Here is an 18,203-nt window from a genome sequence, read left to right on the forward strand (position 1 = left end):
ACACCTCCTAACATAAAAGGTAAAACCAATCGAAACACGACAACAACAATGTCTCGATTGGTTTGTATTATTAATTTAAGACAAGTTCCGGCTTATTACCCGCCGCCTCACGGCTAGCGAAATCAACGCCGCCTCCTGAACTGTTAGCGCCTTCGTTCACAAACAGGAAGGATACTTGCTTGTCTGACATTTGGCTGTTGATATAGCTGGTCACATCGAGTTCGTACCACTGCCCCGCAGCATTACTTACATTGATGCTGCCGATATATGTCGTCCCCGCAGGAGCATTATTCCACGTTATCCCAGTTTCCGTCCACGATTCGTCCGTTGTTCCATAAACCTTGATCGTTCTCGTTGCATCTGCATTTGCCGAACTCACGTTGAGGCGAACTTTAGCGGAAGAAGCACTGGAGCCGCTGAATGTCGAATAGTTGAATTTGGCATAGGCTTTTCTTGCATAGCCGCTTGCGTCGGACTTCACTATTAGTGTTGTTTCGGTTCCAAAGTTGGAGTTCGAATAGATTCCGTCTCTGACATAAGCGTCTGCTGTCGGGTTATATCCAGGTGGAGGCGTTAAGACAAGTTCCGGCTTATTAACCGACGCCTCACGGCTAGCGAAATCAACGCCGCCTCCTGAACTGTTAGCGCCTTCGTTCACAAACAGGAAGGATACTTGCTTGTCGGACATTTGGCTGTTGATATAACTGGTCACATCGAGTTCGTACCACTGTCCCGCAGCATTACTTACATTGATACTGCCGATATATGTCGTCCCCGCAGGAGCATTATTCCACGTTATCCCAGTTTCCGTCCACGATTCGTCCGTTGTTCCATAAACCTTGATCGTTCTCGTTGCATCTGCATTTGCCGAACTCACGTTGAGGCGAACTTTAGCCGAAGAAGCACTGGAGCCGCTGAATGTCGAATAGTTGAATTTGGCATAGGCTTTTCTTGCATAGCCGCTTGCATCCGATTTTACGATGAGCGTTGAAGCGGTTCCAAAATTCGTGCTTGCATAGCTTCCGTCTCTGACGTAAGCATCTGCTATGGGATTAAATGCAAGCGACGAACTCGAAGATCCTTGAAACTCGTAGGCTCCGATATCAGGCGAACCGTTGTATACAGGGTTTCCATAGAAGTCTTTGCCGCCGTTTCCGGAAATCGAGATTCCGGCATTAATGGCTGGAGAACTAGCTTGCAGCTTGTAGCCCGGCAATCTATTCGGATCGGTCATGTTAATATTTGATACTCCAGCGCCTGGATTCGAAAGCATCGGATTCGCCGTAACCAGTCCCGGATGGGATGGAGGACCATTAACATCATCAATGGTAGCAGGGTAGAAGAGGTTATTTCTGAAATCTGTTCCTGAGCTCCATGTTATATTTTTCGAAAATGCCGTAATCGTTCCATCTACTTTAATGATATTATTATAAAAATTAACGAGAGTACTCGCAGGTGACGACTGATCAAAGACATAGGTAGTGATGCCAGAACCAACATAGATTGTATTGTTATAGATTTTATTTGAACTATTCGTAGAAGTAGCATGGAAAATCCCTTGCCCCGATCTAAAGCCATCATTCTCACTTATGTTATACCTGAATGCAAGGTTACTCGCACTTGGCATAATCAGCATGACACCACCTGAATTATTATGACTGTAATTGTATTGGAATATATCCCCATTTGTGCTGTTGTCCGAATCAAATGCTTCTCCGTCGTTAGATCCTCCTGATCCCCCGTATACTTCATTGTATTGAACTACTGTTCCATTCGAATAATATGTCCATAATCCGGCGTAGTTGGCAGAATTCGTTTTACTATGGTTCTTAATCGTATTATATTCCATCACCCCGCCTGATATCATCCCACTCAATACCATGCCATCCCCAAAAACTTCTTCAACAAAGTTGCCCCTAAAGATGATATTTGTATTATTCTTATCAGTTGCTCCGGTAGCTGTTCTAATCCCTTCCTTAGTAACGTTCGCAACATGATTATTTTCAACTAAAACGTCGTTGAACCCTTTCCCACCAACAGTCGTATTGCCATTTACATCTTTATTCTCACCGTAGACTATGATTCCTCCGGTAATTTTGAGCCCATTAGGATCCGAATTCACATCATGAACATAACTATTTTTAACATAGATATGATTCTTATTACCCGTCCCGCCATTGAAGACAAGAATACCAGCCCTTGCCGATGTAATGGTACTGCTGTTATTTGTTACCTCCAAATTATTAATCTCCCAGAACTCTTGGTCAAATAACATGACCGCGCCTGAAACAAAGACGGGATAGGATGTCCCAGCCCCATTAATGACCGGTTTGTTTCCCGTTCCGTACTGATCGATAATGATCGGGTTACCGCTTACACCCGAGCCTTTAGGCCACAACTGTCCAGTCCATATGCTTCCCGCTTTAAACAAGATCTTATCTCCAGCAGCAAAGGTAGTTCCGTTCACCTTACTTAATGTTTTCCAAGGTGAGCCAGTGCTTGTTCCACTGTTGCTATCGTTCCCGCTTATAGAATCGACATAGTACGTTGTACCTGCAGCACTTGCCTGATACGGAAGCAAAGCAGAAATGATACTGAGGAGCAATAGACCGATGACCGTAATGGATATGATTCGTTTGTTTACATAAGTAAATACCATACTTTCCACCTCACTATGTTTTTTTGTTTAGCCTTTGAATATTAAACTTACACCTCCTCTTTTCAATAAATATTTATTAAGTAGAAAATTAAGGAGAAGTATGTACAAAATACCTTCCTTAGCCCTCTACGAAATAATTCATGTATTTCTTTAGGGATACTACAAGCTACAATTACCCGCGAAAACCAGATGTGAAAGCCAGAGAAATGGTCAAAAAATGGAATCAATAAGAATATTTCACTGATATTTATTTGCTTCCCCTATGGCCGCTCAGATACGGCTCTTCACAGGACCTCGACTAGGCCATAGAAACTCGATGAGTAACCCTGAAATCACAATCCAGGAAAGAAAGTGCGGCATATAACTAATTGCTTTCTTAAACCAGCGATGTGATACTTCATTAATCATGAGGGCTAGTACAATAGGCGCGGTAAAGCCAATCAGCTTTTCCTTAAATCGATTTCTCCTTTGCAACAAGAGCCGGAACTGTTCTTCCTTTTATAATGTCTGTATACAACTTCCTTTCACCTCAGACAATCCGTATTTGAATTGGCGCTATGGTAACGCTTTCAGCCCCTGACGTAATCATAATAGGCAGCTTACAGACTCTTCAATATCAATTTGAAGCGAAATATAACACAAATTGGAGTTGGCCTGCCGAGCGCGACACCACCGCGATTATATCCTCGACGCAGAAGGCGCCAAAGCGTACGAGCTGATCGACAAAGTCGTCAAACGCATCTAACCGCACAAAAAAAAGCGTGCCCGCGCGGCACGCTTTTCACATTCTCTTCTTTTTGCGAATCCAGATAACCGCCCCGCCGATCACAACCACCACAGCTCCAATGAGCACTGTCCGACTAAAGGGATTTAATTGGAAATATTCCCATGCCAGATTTACTTGTTTTGACGGAAGGCCGCCCTCACCTAATACAGCCAGATCTTCCTGCGCTTGACTCAGCGGTTTGGTCCGATCGCAAATGATCGTGACTAGCAGTTCTTTGTCCCCATACATGGTCGATGGATGTGAATAGACGAGATAGTCCTTTCCCTCTTCAAAATCAAATCCACAATCACCGCCGCCGCTTCCCGTATGAATGATGATTTCCGACACAGCCTCCCCTTTCCAGACGCGGCTAACTTCAAAGCGCACAGCTTTCGCCATGCCTCCGTTCAGAAATCTTTGCTCTTTCACCCCCAGGACGCGGCCCGCAAAAACGGCCTCCGAACGGCTGAGCTGATCCTCCACGCTAGAAGGAAGCGCACACGAACAAGCTTGCACCCTCGAAGGAAGGTAGAGCACCAGGATACTTGAAACTAGAAAAGTCATCAGCAGGACAATCATTCTTTTCCTCACGGCAGCGCCCCCTTTACACGTATAGACGCGCTCCCGTTACCAATTGTTTCAAGTTGCAGGTATGGAAATATGCACAATAATCGCAAAATAATCGCTTAATAGAACCAACTATTTCTTATTAAGCTTATGAACAGCCGCATCTAACATCTCTTCGGTCAATGCGCCTCCACTAAAGGCAGCCAGTCCTCGAAGCGGCAAATATTTAAGAAAAGCTGCCATCATCTCCGAGCTCAAACCATCCGCTTCTCCATCTGCAGGAGAATTGCCGAACGGTGAATGCTTCACAAGCTCCATAATAACTGGCGCCAACTCGGAATGCTCCAGGACATCACCAACGGTTGAATTTCGCGTAAATGTTGGCTGTATGACGACGGAGGATGTCACATGAACGGTTTCCTTCAAGACGATGTCCGCCGCAGATTGTCCAATAAGAATTTGAAATTCTCCTGTTTCGACAACCCAATCTTGACGTCTAACATGGTAATAGGCAAAGGCCCTGTTGTCTAAAGTAAACGTCACTTGCTTTTCTTCACCTGGCTCGAGGCTGACCTTTACAAAGCCTTTGAGTTCCTTATCCGGACGAGATACGCTGCTTGCCACATCGCGAACATATAATTGAACAATTTCCTTCCCTGCACGTGTGCCACTGTTCTTCACTGTAACGGAAACGATCATTTCGTCACTGTCTTGGATCGATGTGCGATCAACCATTATATCGGAGTATTCAAATTGCGTATAGCTTAAGCCATGTCCGAATGGAAATAGGGGAGGCAGCTTCTTTGTATCATAATAGCGATAACCCACATAAATGCCTTCATTGTACGTCACGGTATCTCCATCCCCAGGAAAATAGAGGTAAGACGGATTGTCACTAAGCTGCACAGGGAAAGTCTCCGCCAGCTTCCCGCACGGATTGGCATCGCCAAACAAAAGATCAGCAATGGCGCCGCCCATCGCCTGGCCCCCTAAATATGCCTCCAAGACTCCGCTAACGCTGCTCAGCCAAGGCATTTCAATCGGAGCACCATTACTGAGGACGACCACAACGCGGCTCTGTACCGCTGTGACGGCTTCAATCACCTTGATCTGGTTGTCCGGAATACGCATATGCGTGCGGTCAAAGCCTTCCGACTCATAAGCCTCGGGTAATCCCGCGAAAATAACCGTTACATCGGATTCCCTAGCAGCATGGGCCGCTTCATCAATTAACGCCTCATCTGTACCATCACTATCCAGCGTGTAGCCCTGCGCATACGTAATCATGGCCTGATTCCCCGCAGACTTGGATAACTCCTCGACCATGTCGTCTAACTTTGTCGGCTTGATATGCGAGCTCCCGCCGCCTTGGTATCGAGGCTGTCTGGCCAACCCCCCCACGATGGCGATGCGTCCTTCCTTGGCCAGCGGGAGAAGGTTGTTCTCATTTTTCAGCAAAACCATGCTTTCCCGAGCAACTTCTCTAGCGAGCTGATGATGTGCCTCTACATCATAGGTTGCGCCCTGCTTTCTTTGATCTACGGCTTGAAAAATGACATGTAATAGCCGCTCTACAGCCGCATCCAGTTTCTCTTCGGAAAGCCGCCCGCTTCTAACCGCTTCGACAATCTTCTGATCGCCTGCACCCGCGGAGGATGGCATCTCCAACTCAAGTCCAGCCCCTAGGCCATCGGCTCTCTCATTCACCGCCCCCCAATCGGAAACGACGAAGCCCTCGTGCCCCCATTCCTCCTTCAAAATATCCGTGAGCAGTCGTTCGTTCTCTGCGCAAAACTCTCCATTGAGCTTGTTATAAGCGCACATCACGGTCCATGGCTGACCTTGTTTGACGGCTCCCTCAAAGCTTGCCAAGTAGATCTCTCGCAGCGTGCGCTCATCAACTACCGCGTTCGTCGACATTCGGCGGTGCTCCTGGTTATTCGCGGCAAAATGCTTTAAGGATGTTCCCACACCTTGGCTTTGCACGCCTTGGATGTGCGCCGCTGCCATCTCCGATGACAACAACGGATCCTCCGAGAAATATTCAAAGTTTCGCCCACATAGCGGAGATCTTTTGATATTCGCGCCGGGCCCAAGCAGAACCCCCACTTCCTCCGCCTGACACTCCTCGCCTAGCGCAACGCCTACCTTGCGTAGAAGTTCTCTATCCCAAGAAGTGGCTAGCCCTGCTGCGGAGGGGAAGCAGGTGGACGGTACACTGTCGAAGAGCCCTAAGTGATCGGCGGAAGCACGTTGTTTTCGAAGACCGTGAGGCCCGTCCGTCATCATCATCGAGGGAATCCCCAACCTCTCAATGCCTTTGGTATGCCAGAAGTCAAGGCCAGAGCAAAGCCCGGCTTTTTCCTCCAAAGTCATTTCGGCTATGATACCTTTTAAATCGCGTTTCATCTGTACATTCCCCTTTCCATTCTCCAAAACATCGTATCAACCTTTTACTGCCCCAATCGTCATACCCTTTACGAAATACTTTTGGAAAAACGGGTACGCAATGAGGATCGGAATAACGGCAATCACCGCAATGGCCATACGGAACGTCTCACTAGGCAGTTGGGCGACTTTCGCTCCTGCGCTTGCCCCTAGATCACCATTACTAGCAAGGAACTGAATGTCGCTCATTATACGGTTGAGCACATTTTGCAGGCTGAACAATTTAGGATCTGTCACATAGATCAAACCGTTGTTCCAATCGTTCCAGTACGCCAAACCCTGGAATAAACCGACCGTAGCCAGAATTGGAAGCGAGAGAGGCAGTACGATTTTATAATACATTTTGAATTCCGTTGCCCCGTCGATACTCGCTGATTCCAATACCGGCACGGGGACCGTCGTCATGAAGAACGTCCGCATGAGAAGGACATTGAAGCCGTTCATCAGCAGCCCCGGAACAATGAGCGCCCAAAGTGTATTTTTCATATCCAGCAGCTGCGTGTAAACCAAATAGGTTGGAACAAGGCCGCCGTTAAACAACAGTGTGAAAAACAAGACGAAGGCGAAGAAGGTGCCGCCCGGCAAATCCCGACGGGATAACGGATAGGCAAGCATCGACGTGATCGCTAGACTTGCCACAGTTCCAACGATCGTGATGAGAAACGTAATCCCATAGGCGTTAAAAATAAGCGAGGATTGCTCCCACAGATATTGATAGGCCGTTAAACTGAACTGTTTAGGAAAAAATGAATAGCCGTTTTGCAATATGGTAGTCTCGTCTGTAATCGAAGACATAACGAGCAGCGCAAACGGAAGCAAGCACGTAAGTGAAAATAAGATCATCACGATGTGGGCTGCCCATTGCCAACCTTGATTTTCTTTATGCATGGTGATTGATCCCCCTTAGAACAAAGCATTTTCTTTATTTATTTTTCGTACAACATAATTGGATACAATAACTAGCACGAATCCGACCAGCGACTGGTAGAAGCCTGCCGCCGAAGACATGCCGATATTGCCCAGCTGCAGCAGCCCGCGGAAGACATACGTATCGATAACGTTTGTCGTATCGAATAAGGCACCAGCGTTCATCGGCACTTGATAGAACAGACCAAAGTCCGAGTAGAAAATGCGGCCGATCTGCAGGAGTGTCAGCATGATGATTACAGGTGTAATTAGCGGAATCGTGATCAAGCGAATTTGATGCCATTTGGATGCCCCGTCCAGCGTCGCAGCTTCGTAATACTCCGTGTCAATGCCGATAATGGCTGCCAGGTAGATAATACAAGCATAGCCGGCCCCTTTCCAGGTGTGGACCAAGGTTAGAATGACAGGCCAGTATTTCGGCTCGTTGTACCAAGAGATCGGATCAATGCCAAGCAGCGGCAGTAGCGTTTTGTTCATAAACCCGCTTTCCATGCTAAGCATCGAAAAAACTAAATAACTAACCAAAACCATGGAAATCAAGAAAGGTAAAATAATAAGACTTTGATACAATCTTGATGCAAATTTACTTTTGATTTCATTTAGTAGAATAGCGAAAGCGACAGCAACGACAAGCCCAATGACGATAAAGGCCGCGTTGTATAAAATCGTATTCCGTGTAATGATGTAGGCGTCGGACGTTTGGAAGAGAAATTGAAAGTTCTGAAATCCGACCCAATCGCTTCCCCAGATGCCTTTCGCAAAATTAATGTCTTTGAAAGCAATGACAAGTCCGAACATTGGCAAATAGTTGTTAATTAACAAATAGGCAAGCCCGGGCAGCATCATAAGGTAGAGCGGACTATACTTCCATATTCGCTTCACCGCCAAGCTCTGCGTATGCTTTTTCATTCTTGTTTCCCCTTTCTGTTTCGGCAAGTTATTTCCGAATGATGTTTAATTCCTTTTGGATAACCGACAATAATTCCGGTGGAATTTCGTAAAAAGCGAGCTGCGACATTTTTTCAATCGACATCACGCCTTTGGTCACCTCAAAGAACGGATTGTTGGTCGTATGCCCAAAATACTTGAGAAATACCGCTTTCGCTTCGTCTCTGGTATAGAGATCCTCAATGGTATCATAGATGGAAAAGCAGCCGTCCTTGAGTTCGATCTGCCCATCTCCGGACAAGTCAAAGTTCTCAAACCAATTGACCACATGCTTCGTTTTTTCTGGCTTTACGTGAATGTAGCTTTGATCAGCTTCCTTGACAGGGATCAAGACCATTTCATCGCAATGCACCACAGCATTTTCTTGAATCCCCTCTACGCGAATGCGGTTTTCGCCTTGAACTAGCGTAACTCCTTTCAGTTCAAACACGCGCTCACTGCCTCTCAGCTCCGTGAGCAGCTCATCATTGTGATATACGAGGATATGGTCCATATTCGATACAACGATAAGGTCATTTTGTTGCTCATGTCTGTGGACGAATCGGCGTCCAGCCAAGTGAACAAATGGAGCCTTGGACCAATACGCCTTACACAAATAGAAGGCATCCTTTTTCAAGGTTCGATCGATGGTCACGAGCCCTTTCAGATTTTTCCCCTTCTCCCCGCCTTCATTCCGGTTGGCACTTCCGAAGTCGAACATGTTCCACACATACCCGCCCAGCACATAAGGCCGCTCTTGAAACGTTTGGAGCGCGTTATGATGGAACATCAACTGATATTCTTCTGTGTAATCCTGAACTTTCGGCGTATAGGCGTGATAGATCGGGTTGGTGTCCACGCCATATTCGGAAACGAGCACGGGAACGTTAGGTCTTGTTCGATGAAAATCATCCAGTCTCGTACCCAGATCTTTCATCTCACCATAATACCAACCGTAATAGAGATTATAGCCAACGAGATCCGTAAAACTATTCATGATGCTATCATCCGCTACGCCGTTAATATTCGCCTGAACGACGAAGCGGCTTCGGTCCAATTGCCGTGTCATGTCGACCAACTTCTGGATCGTCCGATACGTATTGTCTGTTTCCACAGCGATCGTGATTTCGTTCTGAACGCCCCAGCAATAGATGGAGCTGTGATTATACGCCTGCTTGATCAGTCGCTCTAACTGTTCAGCCGCGTTACGGCTCTCTAAATCTTTCGTGGACGGAATGCTGATGTACGGAATTTCAGCCCACACCAGGAGCCCATATCGATCACACAGGCTGTAGAAATAGTCATCATGCTGATAGTGCGCGAGCCTGATGCTGTTGGCCCCTACCTCTCGGATGAGTTCCATATCCAGGTCCATGTGCGCTTGGGTGATCGCATTGCCGACGCCCCCGAAATCCTGATGTCGACAGACGCCATTGATTTTGACAGGATGACCGTTCAGAATCACCCCGCGTTCGGATGACAACTCGACTGTGCGGAAACCGATGTCGATTTGACGCGAATCCAGCACTTGTCCTTCCACTTTAATAGAAATGAATGCCGTATATAAATAAGGCTGTTCTACGCCGTTCCAAAGTACTGGATTGCTAATCTCTCCCGTAAAGGCAAACTCCGCATCCGTTGATAGGGCCAGCATCCTGCCCTCTTGCCAAACCGTAGTTCCCTCGCGATCCTTGAGCTGCACCTCGACGGATCCTTGTGCTGGACGAGAAGATTCATTCACAACCCGCCCCTGAACCTCGAGCTGAAAGCTCCCTTCACCGAGAGCGCTCTGAGTAAGATAGACGCCGTCGCGTCCGTTGTCCATCACGTCGAAGTGAATGTCATCCATCACTAACAGCCTGACATCTCGGTAAAGCCCTCCGAAGAAGGTAAAATCGGCCAGCAGCGGATAAACCTCATTATCATAGCGGTTATCAACCTGAATCGAGATCAGATTGTCGCCGGCCTTTAAATACGGATTCAAAGCCACACGGAACATCGCATAGCCACAGCGGCTCGCCCCCGCAAGCTGGCCATTGATATACACATGACCGATATTACCCGCCGCTCCGATCTCCAGATAATAGCGCTTGCTCAACGCTTGCTCATCCATCTCCAGCTTTCTTTGATACCAACACGCGCCGCGGTAGTACGGCTCATCACCGCCTTGACCGTCCTTATCATTCCAAGTATGCGGCAGCGTGACCATTTGCCATTCTTTCAGTTTCTCACTCGCATAAGCAGGATCATTTTCTTTGGTGAACAACCAGCAATCATTGAGCAGGCTCGATTTATACATGTGGATATCCCCTTTTCTATAGGAAAATTACGTAAAAAAAATGCCCGTTCAACCTGCAAGTTGACGGGCACCCGATAACGATGGCTTATTTGCTGCTTTTCGCCCATGCATCCAGTTGCTTTTGTTTCTCTGCAATAATTTTATCGATACCGGCGGATTTCAGCTTCGCGATGAACTCCGGCAGCGTCTTCTCCGGGTCAACGCTGCCTGTTTCCAGCGGCAGCTTATACTGGGTAACGACGCTCGCCACCGCGGCATATTCGGTCTTGACGGCGCTTGCATCAAACGTAAAGCCCAGCGCCTTGGATTTTAACGCTGATTTGTTGAATTGGTCCATATTGGTCCAAATCTTCGGATCATTGCCGTTAAATACATAAGACAAGAATTGGTTGCCGAATAAATAGCCCATATTCAGGTTATAGCCCGACGTTTTCGCATCGACGCCTTGTGGGAAGTCGATTACATTCTCGGATTTCACTACGTAATGCTGCCCTTCGATCCCCCAGTTGAACAGGTTCACGATGTCTTTATCCGTATACAACAGGTTCAGGAAATCCATCGCTTTTTCTTGCGCCTTAGAATTGATTGGAATCCCCCACATAACATTGATCACGCTTGCTGTTCTTGATACAGGTTGTACCAAGGTTGCTGTCACCAATGGCGTTCCGGCAGCGGTCGATTCCGATTGCTCGAAGCCTAATTTCATATTAGCCAAATAGGCGAAAGCCCGATTCGACTTGATAAAATCATACTGCGAAGTTTTGTTCGTTGCTGCATCTTTCAAAATCAGTCCCGAATTGTACCAGCCTCTGATCTTCTTAAGAAGCTCTGCATATTCCTGAGATTCGTATAAATTAACGACTTTCAAGTTATTATCATAATTCGGCAGCACACCCAGCGAATCCCCGAGATCGTCATACGTGCGGTACCTGTCGAGAATGGAAACCCCAATATTGCCTGGAATCAGCGGCGTCATATTCGGCTCATTCGCTTTTATCGTCTTCAGTACTGCTTCAACATCGTCGAGCGTATGGATGTTATTGACATCGATATGATACTTGTCGACGAGGTCCTTCCGCATCGTTATCCCTTGACTTGATGCAAAATCCCGAATCGTTGGAATCGCATAGATCGAGCCGTTAATTTTAGTAGCGTTTAAGTAGGAAGGATCCAGCACTTTCGTTATGCCTTGGCCATGCTCCTCCAGAAGCTTATCCATCGGAACAATTTGCCCTTTCACAACCAAGCTGCTGTAATTATTGTTCCCGACAATCATGAGATCCAGTTTCTCATTACTGCTCAGCATCAGGTTCAATTGTTGATCCCAGTTTCCATAACTAATCGGGGTTAGTTTCACTGTCGCATTAATTTTCTGCTGCGTGATTTTGTTAACCGCATCCTGGACAAGCGACATATCCTTCGGAATCGTTCCGATGACCGGGAACGCTACATTCAACTCCGTCGTCTTCTCCGCAGGTTTCGAAGAGGCATCTCCTGTGGAAGGCGTGCTCGTGCTGCTGGCGTTATTGCTCCCGCATGCGCTTAGGATGAGCATCGACCCAAGGATCAGCGCGCTTGCCGACTTTATGCTTTTTCTCATGGTTTTCCCCCATTTTCATTTTGTTGCTCGCTTTCAGAATCGTTACTAGGGATTCATCGGCGATATCTTTATTCTACCTTCTCGTTCACCCGCTCTCTGCTCCGTTCACGACTTTTCATTATGCATTTGCCGACTACACGGATGGCTCTCCTTGCTGATATTGTTGACGGTATTCATTAGGGTTCATGTCCGTATGTTTCTTAAACATGCGGGAGAAATGTGAGAAATTCGCATAGCCAACATGCGAGGCAACGGCACTGATCGGCATTTCGGTTTTGATGAGCAGCTCCTGCGCAAGTTTAAGTCTCTCCTGAAAGAGATAGTCGGAGATGGCCAATCCCGTCTCTTTCTTAAAGATGCGCGTCAAATAATCCGGATTGAGAAAGACGTGATTCGCAATATCTTCACGAGACAAATCCTCTGCGATGTGACGTTGAATATAAGAGATGACCCGATGAACGACACTCTCCGATTGCGCGATGTTGCTTAGACATTCCACCGCTCTGCCTATGGTATGGTTCATCCACGAAACCAAGTTCGTTACCGAACGAGTCGCTGTTTCCGCAAAGGTCAATGAAACAGGATCGCTAAACAATTGATGCGCTTGAATGCCTTTGTTCTGAAGCGCCACATACATCATTTGCTGAAAATCTTGATAAAAAAGCTGGAGCAGGTTCGCATCCAACCGATCTTGCTGCACCTTTTGCTCCAGATATGTCGTTGCTTCTTGCAGGACTTTGGTGAACTCCCCTTCCTTCAGCATGACTGCCCACACCCCCATATTGGGAAGTTCGTGATGAGAGGACTCCACATGGAAGTTGGCAATTTGGAACACTTTATTGTTGTAGGCGACATTCCTTCTCTCGGCAGCGCGAAGCTGATTAACCATTGCGTACATGCCTTGACCGTGTACAGGTGAACCGATATAGCAAGAAAGATCACAATAAAAGTACTGACCGCATGCTTCAATATAGCGCTCGCACTTGCTTTTCAAGCGCACTTCGAATTCCGCATGGCTGTCTGCCGGTAAGATGGCAAGCAGTCTTCCACTGTCGAGCGCGATGATTTGACCGTTCTGTTTATTGCCGATCATTAATTCTTCTGCGGCGTTTTTGAGCGCATATTCCATAATTTTCTCTTCACGCAGAGTTAACGTCTTATGCCACCTTTGTACACTCAGAAGTACGGGGATTACCGTCATCGCTTCATCATAAGGAATGTTTCGCTCCGCGGCGGCATTTCGAACCGCCTCCGCGACAGGAGGAATCGCTTGATGAATTAGATCCATCCAGAAGCGCTCGATTAGCATCGGTTGGTGCTGGAACCAGAATTGACCGTATTGACTGAACTGAGCAAGTTCCGAATCCTTTTGAATCTTGTCTATCGCTTTCTGAATCGTATTCTCCAGCTCCGTAAACGGAATCGGTTTAAGAATATAATCGATGCTGCCAAGTTGGAGAGCTTGCTTCGCATATTTGAAATCCGCATGGCAGGTTAGAAAAATGGTCAAGGTCTGAGGGAACTTTTCGTTCACCCATTCTGTCAGTTCAAGTCCACTTGCTTGCGGCATTTCAATATCGCAAAGCATAATATCGATCCGCTCGCTGTCGAATACTTCCTTGGCTTGTTTCACCGTAAAAGCGCTGAATACGGATGAAATGCCAAGCTTTTTCCAATTGACCCCAGACTTAATTCCTTCAACCGCGTGAGTCTCATCGTCCACAATGAGGAGTTGAAGCATGATGTTTCCCCCTTCGCTTAAAGCTTCGTCTCGTAGGGCAGTTTGATTTCGACAACTGCGCCTTGCGGATACCCGTTGTAACAGGAAATGGATGCTTTCCCTCCATACAGAAGCTGCAACCTCTTCCGAACATTCCAAATCCCGATATGCTCCCCTTGTTCGTCCTGTACCGTATTTCCCGAACGAATCATGGCCAGCACGTGCTCCGAAAATCCTTTTCCTGTATCCTGAATGATAATCTCGATATACGGCTCCAGAGCGGTTTCTTTCAAATCAATCGAAACGGTGATATGAACCGGTTCTTCCAGCGTCACACTGTGCTTAATCGAATTTTCCAAGAAGGACTGAATCACGAGAGGGGGAACGGGGACATTTTCCAAAAAATCAGGTGCATCAATGGAACACGTGAGGCTTTCCGGGAACCGCAGCTCTTGGATGCGTACGTAATTACGGACATGCTGAAGCTCTTCGCGAAGAGAAACAAATGTTAGATTGCTTTGGAACATAAACCGGAAGTAACGGACTAAGCATAAGGTCATCTCCTGAATCAACTCATAGTTTTTCACTTGCGCCAGATTAAACAAGATGTTTAACGAATTCATGAAAAAGTGCGGGTTAATCTGAAGCTGCAAGTGCTGCAGCTCCGCCTTCTGCTTGCTGAGCTGTTCCTCATACACATGAATCTTGAGTTCCTCAATCTGTGCCATCATATGATTGAAGGTTTGATTCACCAGTACAATTTCATCAGAAGCTTTATGCGATTCGATCCGAACATTGACATTCCCGTCATTAATTCTTTTCATCACCATAATCAATCGTTTTAACGGAACTAACAAAATATGACGAAGGAAAAAGAGACTCAAGGGCAATAACGCCATGGAGATGACCGAAATAAATAAGGTTAGGCGAGATAAATTCGGCAGATTCTGCAGCATCTGGCTATCTTTAATAACGGCGGCCAGACTAAAATTACCTTCCTGTGAAGGTTCCCCGACGACCAGCAAACTATTCTTATTACCAGACATATAATACTGGTCAAACCCTCGGGTAAAGTCGACCCGCTCATCCGGCAGCTTATTCGTACTGATCATGAGCTCTCCCGCTTTACTGACGAGAAGAGCGCTGCCCTCTTGGCCTAAGTCGATCAGATTCAGAGGGATCAGCAGTGTCTTCGCATTGACCCATGCCCCGATATAGAGATCCCCCGATCGAAGAATACGAAGGGCATAAAAGTCCTGTCCGATTCGTCTCACGAACCACCGACTTTCTGTTTCCGCAGAGTCCGGATGACTGCCTAAAATCGTAAATAATTCCTGTTCAACCCGATCCCGCTCGGTAAAATCAATGTTCAATTTGAATACATCCAGTAAATCATGCCGCGAATCGGAATAGACGAAGAAGGCGTCAATCGATTTATATAGAAGAATATCGCTCGATAATTTATTGGAAACACTGTGCTTCGCCAATTGATACTCGTCCTCTGAATTAGGGATGTTCATGGATTGAATATCATAGTCGGAGGTCATTAACCCTATCAAGTTCCGCTCTGCATCTCTTAATTGCGTATCGATCTGCCCCATGTATAACGAGATCAAATTTTTATTGGATAAGGCTACTTGATTGTGAACGACCCGAATACTGTAAAAGTTATTGTAAAAGAGCAAGGCAATAAGCGGGACCGTTACGAGCAGAAGTCCCACCACCAGCTTGAATCTTATCGAATTCCATGAAATAGGAAGGATTTTCATTGCTTTTCCCCCATAAGGTTAATTAAAAGACTGCCAAGCTAGGCTCGACAGTCCTGTTCATCTTCCTATTGTCGGTATTTTTATAGTTCCTGAATCATAACAAATTTCACAATACTGCACTACCGTTTCGACGACATTGCAATGTGCATTTCACGACAACCTACAAATTCGGATTCGAATATGCCCGCATCATGAAGAACTGCTTCGCCAGAAACCGCGGCGTATACGGCATATCCTTGTGCAGCCAGCCGACGATCGTGCCGATCAGAGACGAGGCCCCGTACCAGATGGCGATGTCCTTTTGAATGCCCACTTCAGCTTCGTTCCAAGCTTGATCAATCCGTTCCGAGATCAGCTCTGTCAGCATTTTAAGCAGTCGTTCTTTAAAAATCGGCGTGCCTTTGGAGGCCAAAATAACTTTGTAAAACTTCGAATGATCGGCAATATGCTGAAGCAAACTAACAAGCATCCGCCAGTTCTCGCTCTCGCCTTCTTGCTGTTTCACCGCAGGGGAAGTAATACTTTCTTTAATCTCAGCAACCATGTCATCCGCCAGCTTATCGAGCATGTCCGGAATATCCTTGTAATGCAGATAAAAGGTGACACGATTAATTGTGGCGCGTTCCGCAATCCGATTGACAGAGATTTTCTCAACGTCCATTTCTTGCAGCAGTTCAATAAAAGCATCCTTGAGCAGCTGTCGCGTGCGGATGATGCGAGGGTCAACCCGCGGCGTTTTCGCTTCCATATATAGCCCTGACTTCCTTTCTACATTAAGCTACAGATGATGAAGATTCATCGATTTTTCCCAAGATAAAAGACATTGCACAAAGAACGTGTCAAGTAATTGACATTTCTACTGAACCTGTTGCTTGTGTTCTGCCCTAATCTGCTTTAATCTACTTTATACAATGTTAACTATATTACACATTGTAAATTTAGTCTAGACAAGAGACGAAAGGGATGGAGTAGGGTGAGTACTAGCAAGATAACTGACAGCAGTTCGGTCAAAAAAGGGCCGATCATGTTCATCATGATCTTAGGCGCCTTTCTAGCGACGCTGAACCAGACGCTGATGGGTGTGGCTACGCCGGAATTGATGGTGGATTTCAATATTTCCGCCACAACGGCTCAATGGTTGACAACTGGTTACATGCTCGTCAACGGCGTGTTGATTCCAATTACCGCATTTTTGATGCAGCGCTTTTCGACGAGGCAGCTTTTTCAAGCGTCCATGATGGTCTTTTTCGTCGGCACCGTGGTGTGCGCCTTAGCAACGAACTTTGAAGTACTGCTCACAGGGCGTATGATTCAAGCAGCAGGCGCCGGCATTATTATGCCGCTCTTGATGACAGTCATCCTGACGCTGTTCCCGCCTGAAAAAAGAGGCGCCGCGATGGGCATGGTCGGGTTCGCCATCATTTTTGCACCGGCAATCGGGCCTACATTGGCTGGTTATATTTTGGAAAACTACGCCTGGGAAACGATGTTTTACGGCATGATTCCTTTTTCCATTCTCGTGATTATTCTTGGCTTTATCTATTTGAAAAACGTCTCGGAACGTCAAAAAACGCAAATTGACATCCTGAGTGTCAGTCTGTCCACGATTGGCTTTGGTGTTCTGCTGTACGGCTTTAGCCGCGCAGGCAGTGCAGGCTGGTCGAGCGCAGAGGTGATCTGGTCGATCATCGGCGGCGTTGTTTCGCTCATCCTTTTTACATGGAGACAACTGGTGTCAAGCAATCCACTGCTGGATTTGCGGGCTTTCAAATACAATATGTTCTCGCTCACTACCGTAATTAGTATTGCGGTCACCATGATCATGTATGCAGACATGATGTTGCTGCCGTTATACCTGCAAAATGCGCGCGGCTACACCGCGCTGGAATCCGGTCTGCTTCTCCTGCCGGGCGCCCTCGTCATGGGCTTCCTGATGCCGGTGACCGGCCGACTCTTCGACCGCTTCGGAGCCAAGTGGCTTGCCGTGGTCGGCATTATCATTACGATCGTGACCACGATCGGCTTTATCGACTTGACCGATTCGACCAGCTACACGTACCTGGTGCTCATGTCGACAGGCCGCCGAATCGGGATGGCCTTGTTCCTGATGCCGATCCAGACAGCCGGCCTCAACCAGCTGCCGAACCGGCTCAACGCCCACGGCACGGCGATCTCCAATACGATCCGCCAGGTGGCCGGCGCAGTCGGTACGTCCCTGCTCGTCACCGTCATGACGAGCCGTACCAAAACGCACTTGACCGACACGATGGCGGCTGGTCTCGCGAAAGGCGATACCAAGGAGCATCTCATCATGGAGGCTTCGATCCAAGGGATCAACGATGCGTACCTCGTCATTATCGGCATCGGTATCGTCGGCCTTGTGCTCGCATTCTTCATCAAACGCGTGAAGCAGGCGTCCGACGAGGAAGTTTCCAAAGCGGCGAAGCTTAGCAAGATGGCAGAGGCTTAACACGGCTGTTACACCCTGCTCATACAAATAACCCCGAGGGCATATGCCCTC

Annotated in this window: 11 protein-coding genes; 1 reads left to right on the top strand and 10 read right to left on the bottom strand. The window is 47.1% G+C overall.

All coding sequences use genetic code 11. The features are described from left to right. Positions 1–70: 70 nt before the first annotated feature. The 10 genes from ABE504_RS14440 to ABE504_RS14485 all read right to left on the bottom strand — a co-directional run bounded on the left by ABE504_RS14440 (position 71) and on the right by ABE504_RS14485 (position 16,430). Positions 71–2,659, bottom strand: coding sequence for a DUF7594 domain-containing protein (locus tag ABE504_RS14440; RefSeq protein WP_430089577.1), 2,589 nt, complete (start codon positions 2,657–2,659; stop codon positions 71–73). A 781-nt stretch (positions 2,660–3,440) separates the two neighbouring features. After that, entirely contained in the window at positions 3,441–4,016 is a 576-nt protein-coding gene (locus ABE504_RS14445) for a hypothetical protein (protein WP_430089579.1), read from the bottom strand. Positions 4,017–4,124: 108 nt separating this feature from the next. Further along, positions 4,125–6,401: a beta-glucosidase gene (locus ABE504_RS14450; RefSeq protein ID WP_430089581.1), complete on the bottom strand. Its 2,277-nt coding sequence runs from the start codon at positions 6,399–6,401 to the stop codon at positions 4,125–4,127. A gap of 36 nt (positions 6,402–6,437) precedes the next feature. Next, the gene (locus tag ABE504_RS14455; protein WP_430089583.1) at positions 6,438–7,328 is read right to left on the bottom strand and encodes a carbohydrate ABC transporter permease; all 891 of its coding nucleotides are present in this window, start codon (positions 7,326–7,328) and stop codon (positions 6,438–6,440) included. Positions 7,329–7,343: 15 nt separating this feature from the next. Further along, on the bottom strand, positions 7,344–8,276 hold the full coding sequence (locus tag ABE504_RS14460) for an ABC transporter permease (protein WP_430089585.1): 933 nt from the start codon (positions 8,274–8,276) through the stop codon (positions 7,344–7,346). A gap of 28 nt (positions 8,277–8,304) precedes the next feature. Next, positions 8,305–10,593: a glycoside hydrolase family 2 protein gene (locus tag ABE504_RS14465; protein ID WP_430089586.1), complete on the bottom strand. Its 2,289-nt coding sequence runs from the start codon at positions 10,591–10,593 to the stop codon at positions 8,305–8,307. A gap of 85 nt (positions 10,594–10,678) precedes the next feature. Beyond that, positions 10,679–12,193: an ABC transporter substrate-binding protein gene (locus ABE504_RS14470; RefSeq protein WP_430089588.1), complete on the bottom strand. Its 1,515-nt coding sequence runs from the start codon at positions 12,191–12,193 to the stop codon at positions 10,679–10,681. Between the two features lie 133 nt (positions 12,194–12,326). Next, a complete protein-coding gene (locus ABE504_RS14475; protein WP_430089591.1) occupies positions 12,327–13,934 on the bottom strand; it encodes a response regulator in 1,608 nt (535 codons plus the stop codon). Positions 13,935–13,951: 17 nt separating this feature from the next. After that, positions 13,952–15,682: a sensor histidine kinase gene (locus tag ABE504_RS14480; RefSeq protein ID WP_430089593.1), complete on the bottom strand. Its 1,731-nt coding sequence runs from the start codon at positions 15,680–15,682 to the stop codon at positions 13,952–13,954. A 160-nt stretch (positions 15,683–15,842) separates the two neighbouring features. Next, positions 15,843–16,430, bottom strand: a complete 588-nt coding sequence (locus tag ABE504_RS14485; RefSeq protein ID WP_430089595.1) for a TetR/AcrR family transcriptional regulator C-terminal domain-containing protein — start codon at positions 16,428–16,430, stop codon at positions 15,843–15,845. Between the two features lie 276 nt (positions 16,431–16,706). On the opposite strand from ABE504_RS14485, the gene ABE504_RS14490 reads away from it, so the two are divergent. After that, complete coding sequence (locus ABE504_RS14490; RefSeq protein WP_430089949.1) at positions 16,707–18,152, top strand: DHA2 family efflux MFS transporter permease subunit; 1,446 nt, start codon at positions 16,707–16,709, stop codon at positions 18,150–18,152. Positions 18,153–18,203: the final 51 nt, after the last annotated feature.

Origin of the sequence: Paenibacillus oryzisoli, from assembly GCF_050467285.1 — a bacterium.
GTDB lineage: Bacteria > Bacillota > Bacilli > Paenibacillales > NBRC-103111 > Paenibacillus_E > Paenibacillus_E oryzisoli_A.

Bases quoted from the DNA above. Each gene is read 5' to 3' on its own strand.
- ABE504_RS14460 (WP_430089585.1), bottom strand. From the start codon at position 8,276: ATGAAAAAGCATACGCAGAGCTTGGCGGTGAAGCGAATATGGAAGTAT.
- ABE504_RS14480 (WP_430089593.1), bottom strand. From the start codon at position 15,682: ATGAAAATCCTTCCTATTTCATGGAATTCGATAAGATTCAAGCTGGTG.
- ABE504_RS14455 (WP_430089583.1), bottom strand. From the start codon at position 7,328: ATGCATAAAGAAAATCAAGGTTGGCAATGGGCAGCCCACATCGTGATG.
- ABE504_RS14485 (WP_430089595.1), bottom strand. From the start codon at position 16,430: ATGGAAGCGAAAACGCCGCGGGTTGACCCTCGCATCATCCGCACGCGA.
- ABE504_RS14440 (WP_430089577.1), bottom strand. From the start codon at position 2,659: ATGGTATTTACTTATGTAAACAAACGAATCATATCCATTACGGTCATC.
- ABE504_RS14475 (WP_430089591.1), bottom strand. From the start codon at position 13,934: ATGCTTCAACTCCTCATTGTGGACGATGAGACTCACGCGGTTGAAGGA.
- ABE504_RS14465 (WP_430089586.1), bottom strand. From the start codon at position 10,593: ATGTATAAATCGAGCCTGCTCAATGATTGCTGGTTGTTCACCAAAGAA.
- ABE504_RS14470 (WP_430089588.1), bottom strand. From the start codon at position 12,193: ATGAGAAAAAGCATAAAGTCGGCAAGCGCGCTGATCCTTGGGTCGATG.
- ABE504_RS14450 (WP_430089581.1), bottom strand. From the start codon at position 6,401: ATGAAACGCGATTTAAAAGGTATCATAGCCGAAATGACTTTGGAGGAA.
- ABE504_RS14490 (WP_430089949.1), top strand. From the start codon at position 16,707: ATGTTCATCATGATCTTAGGCGCCTTTCTAGCGACGCTGAACCAGACG.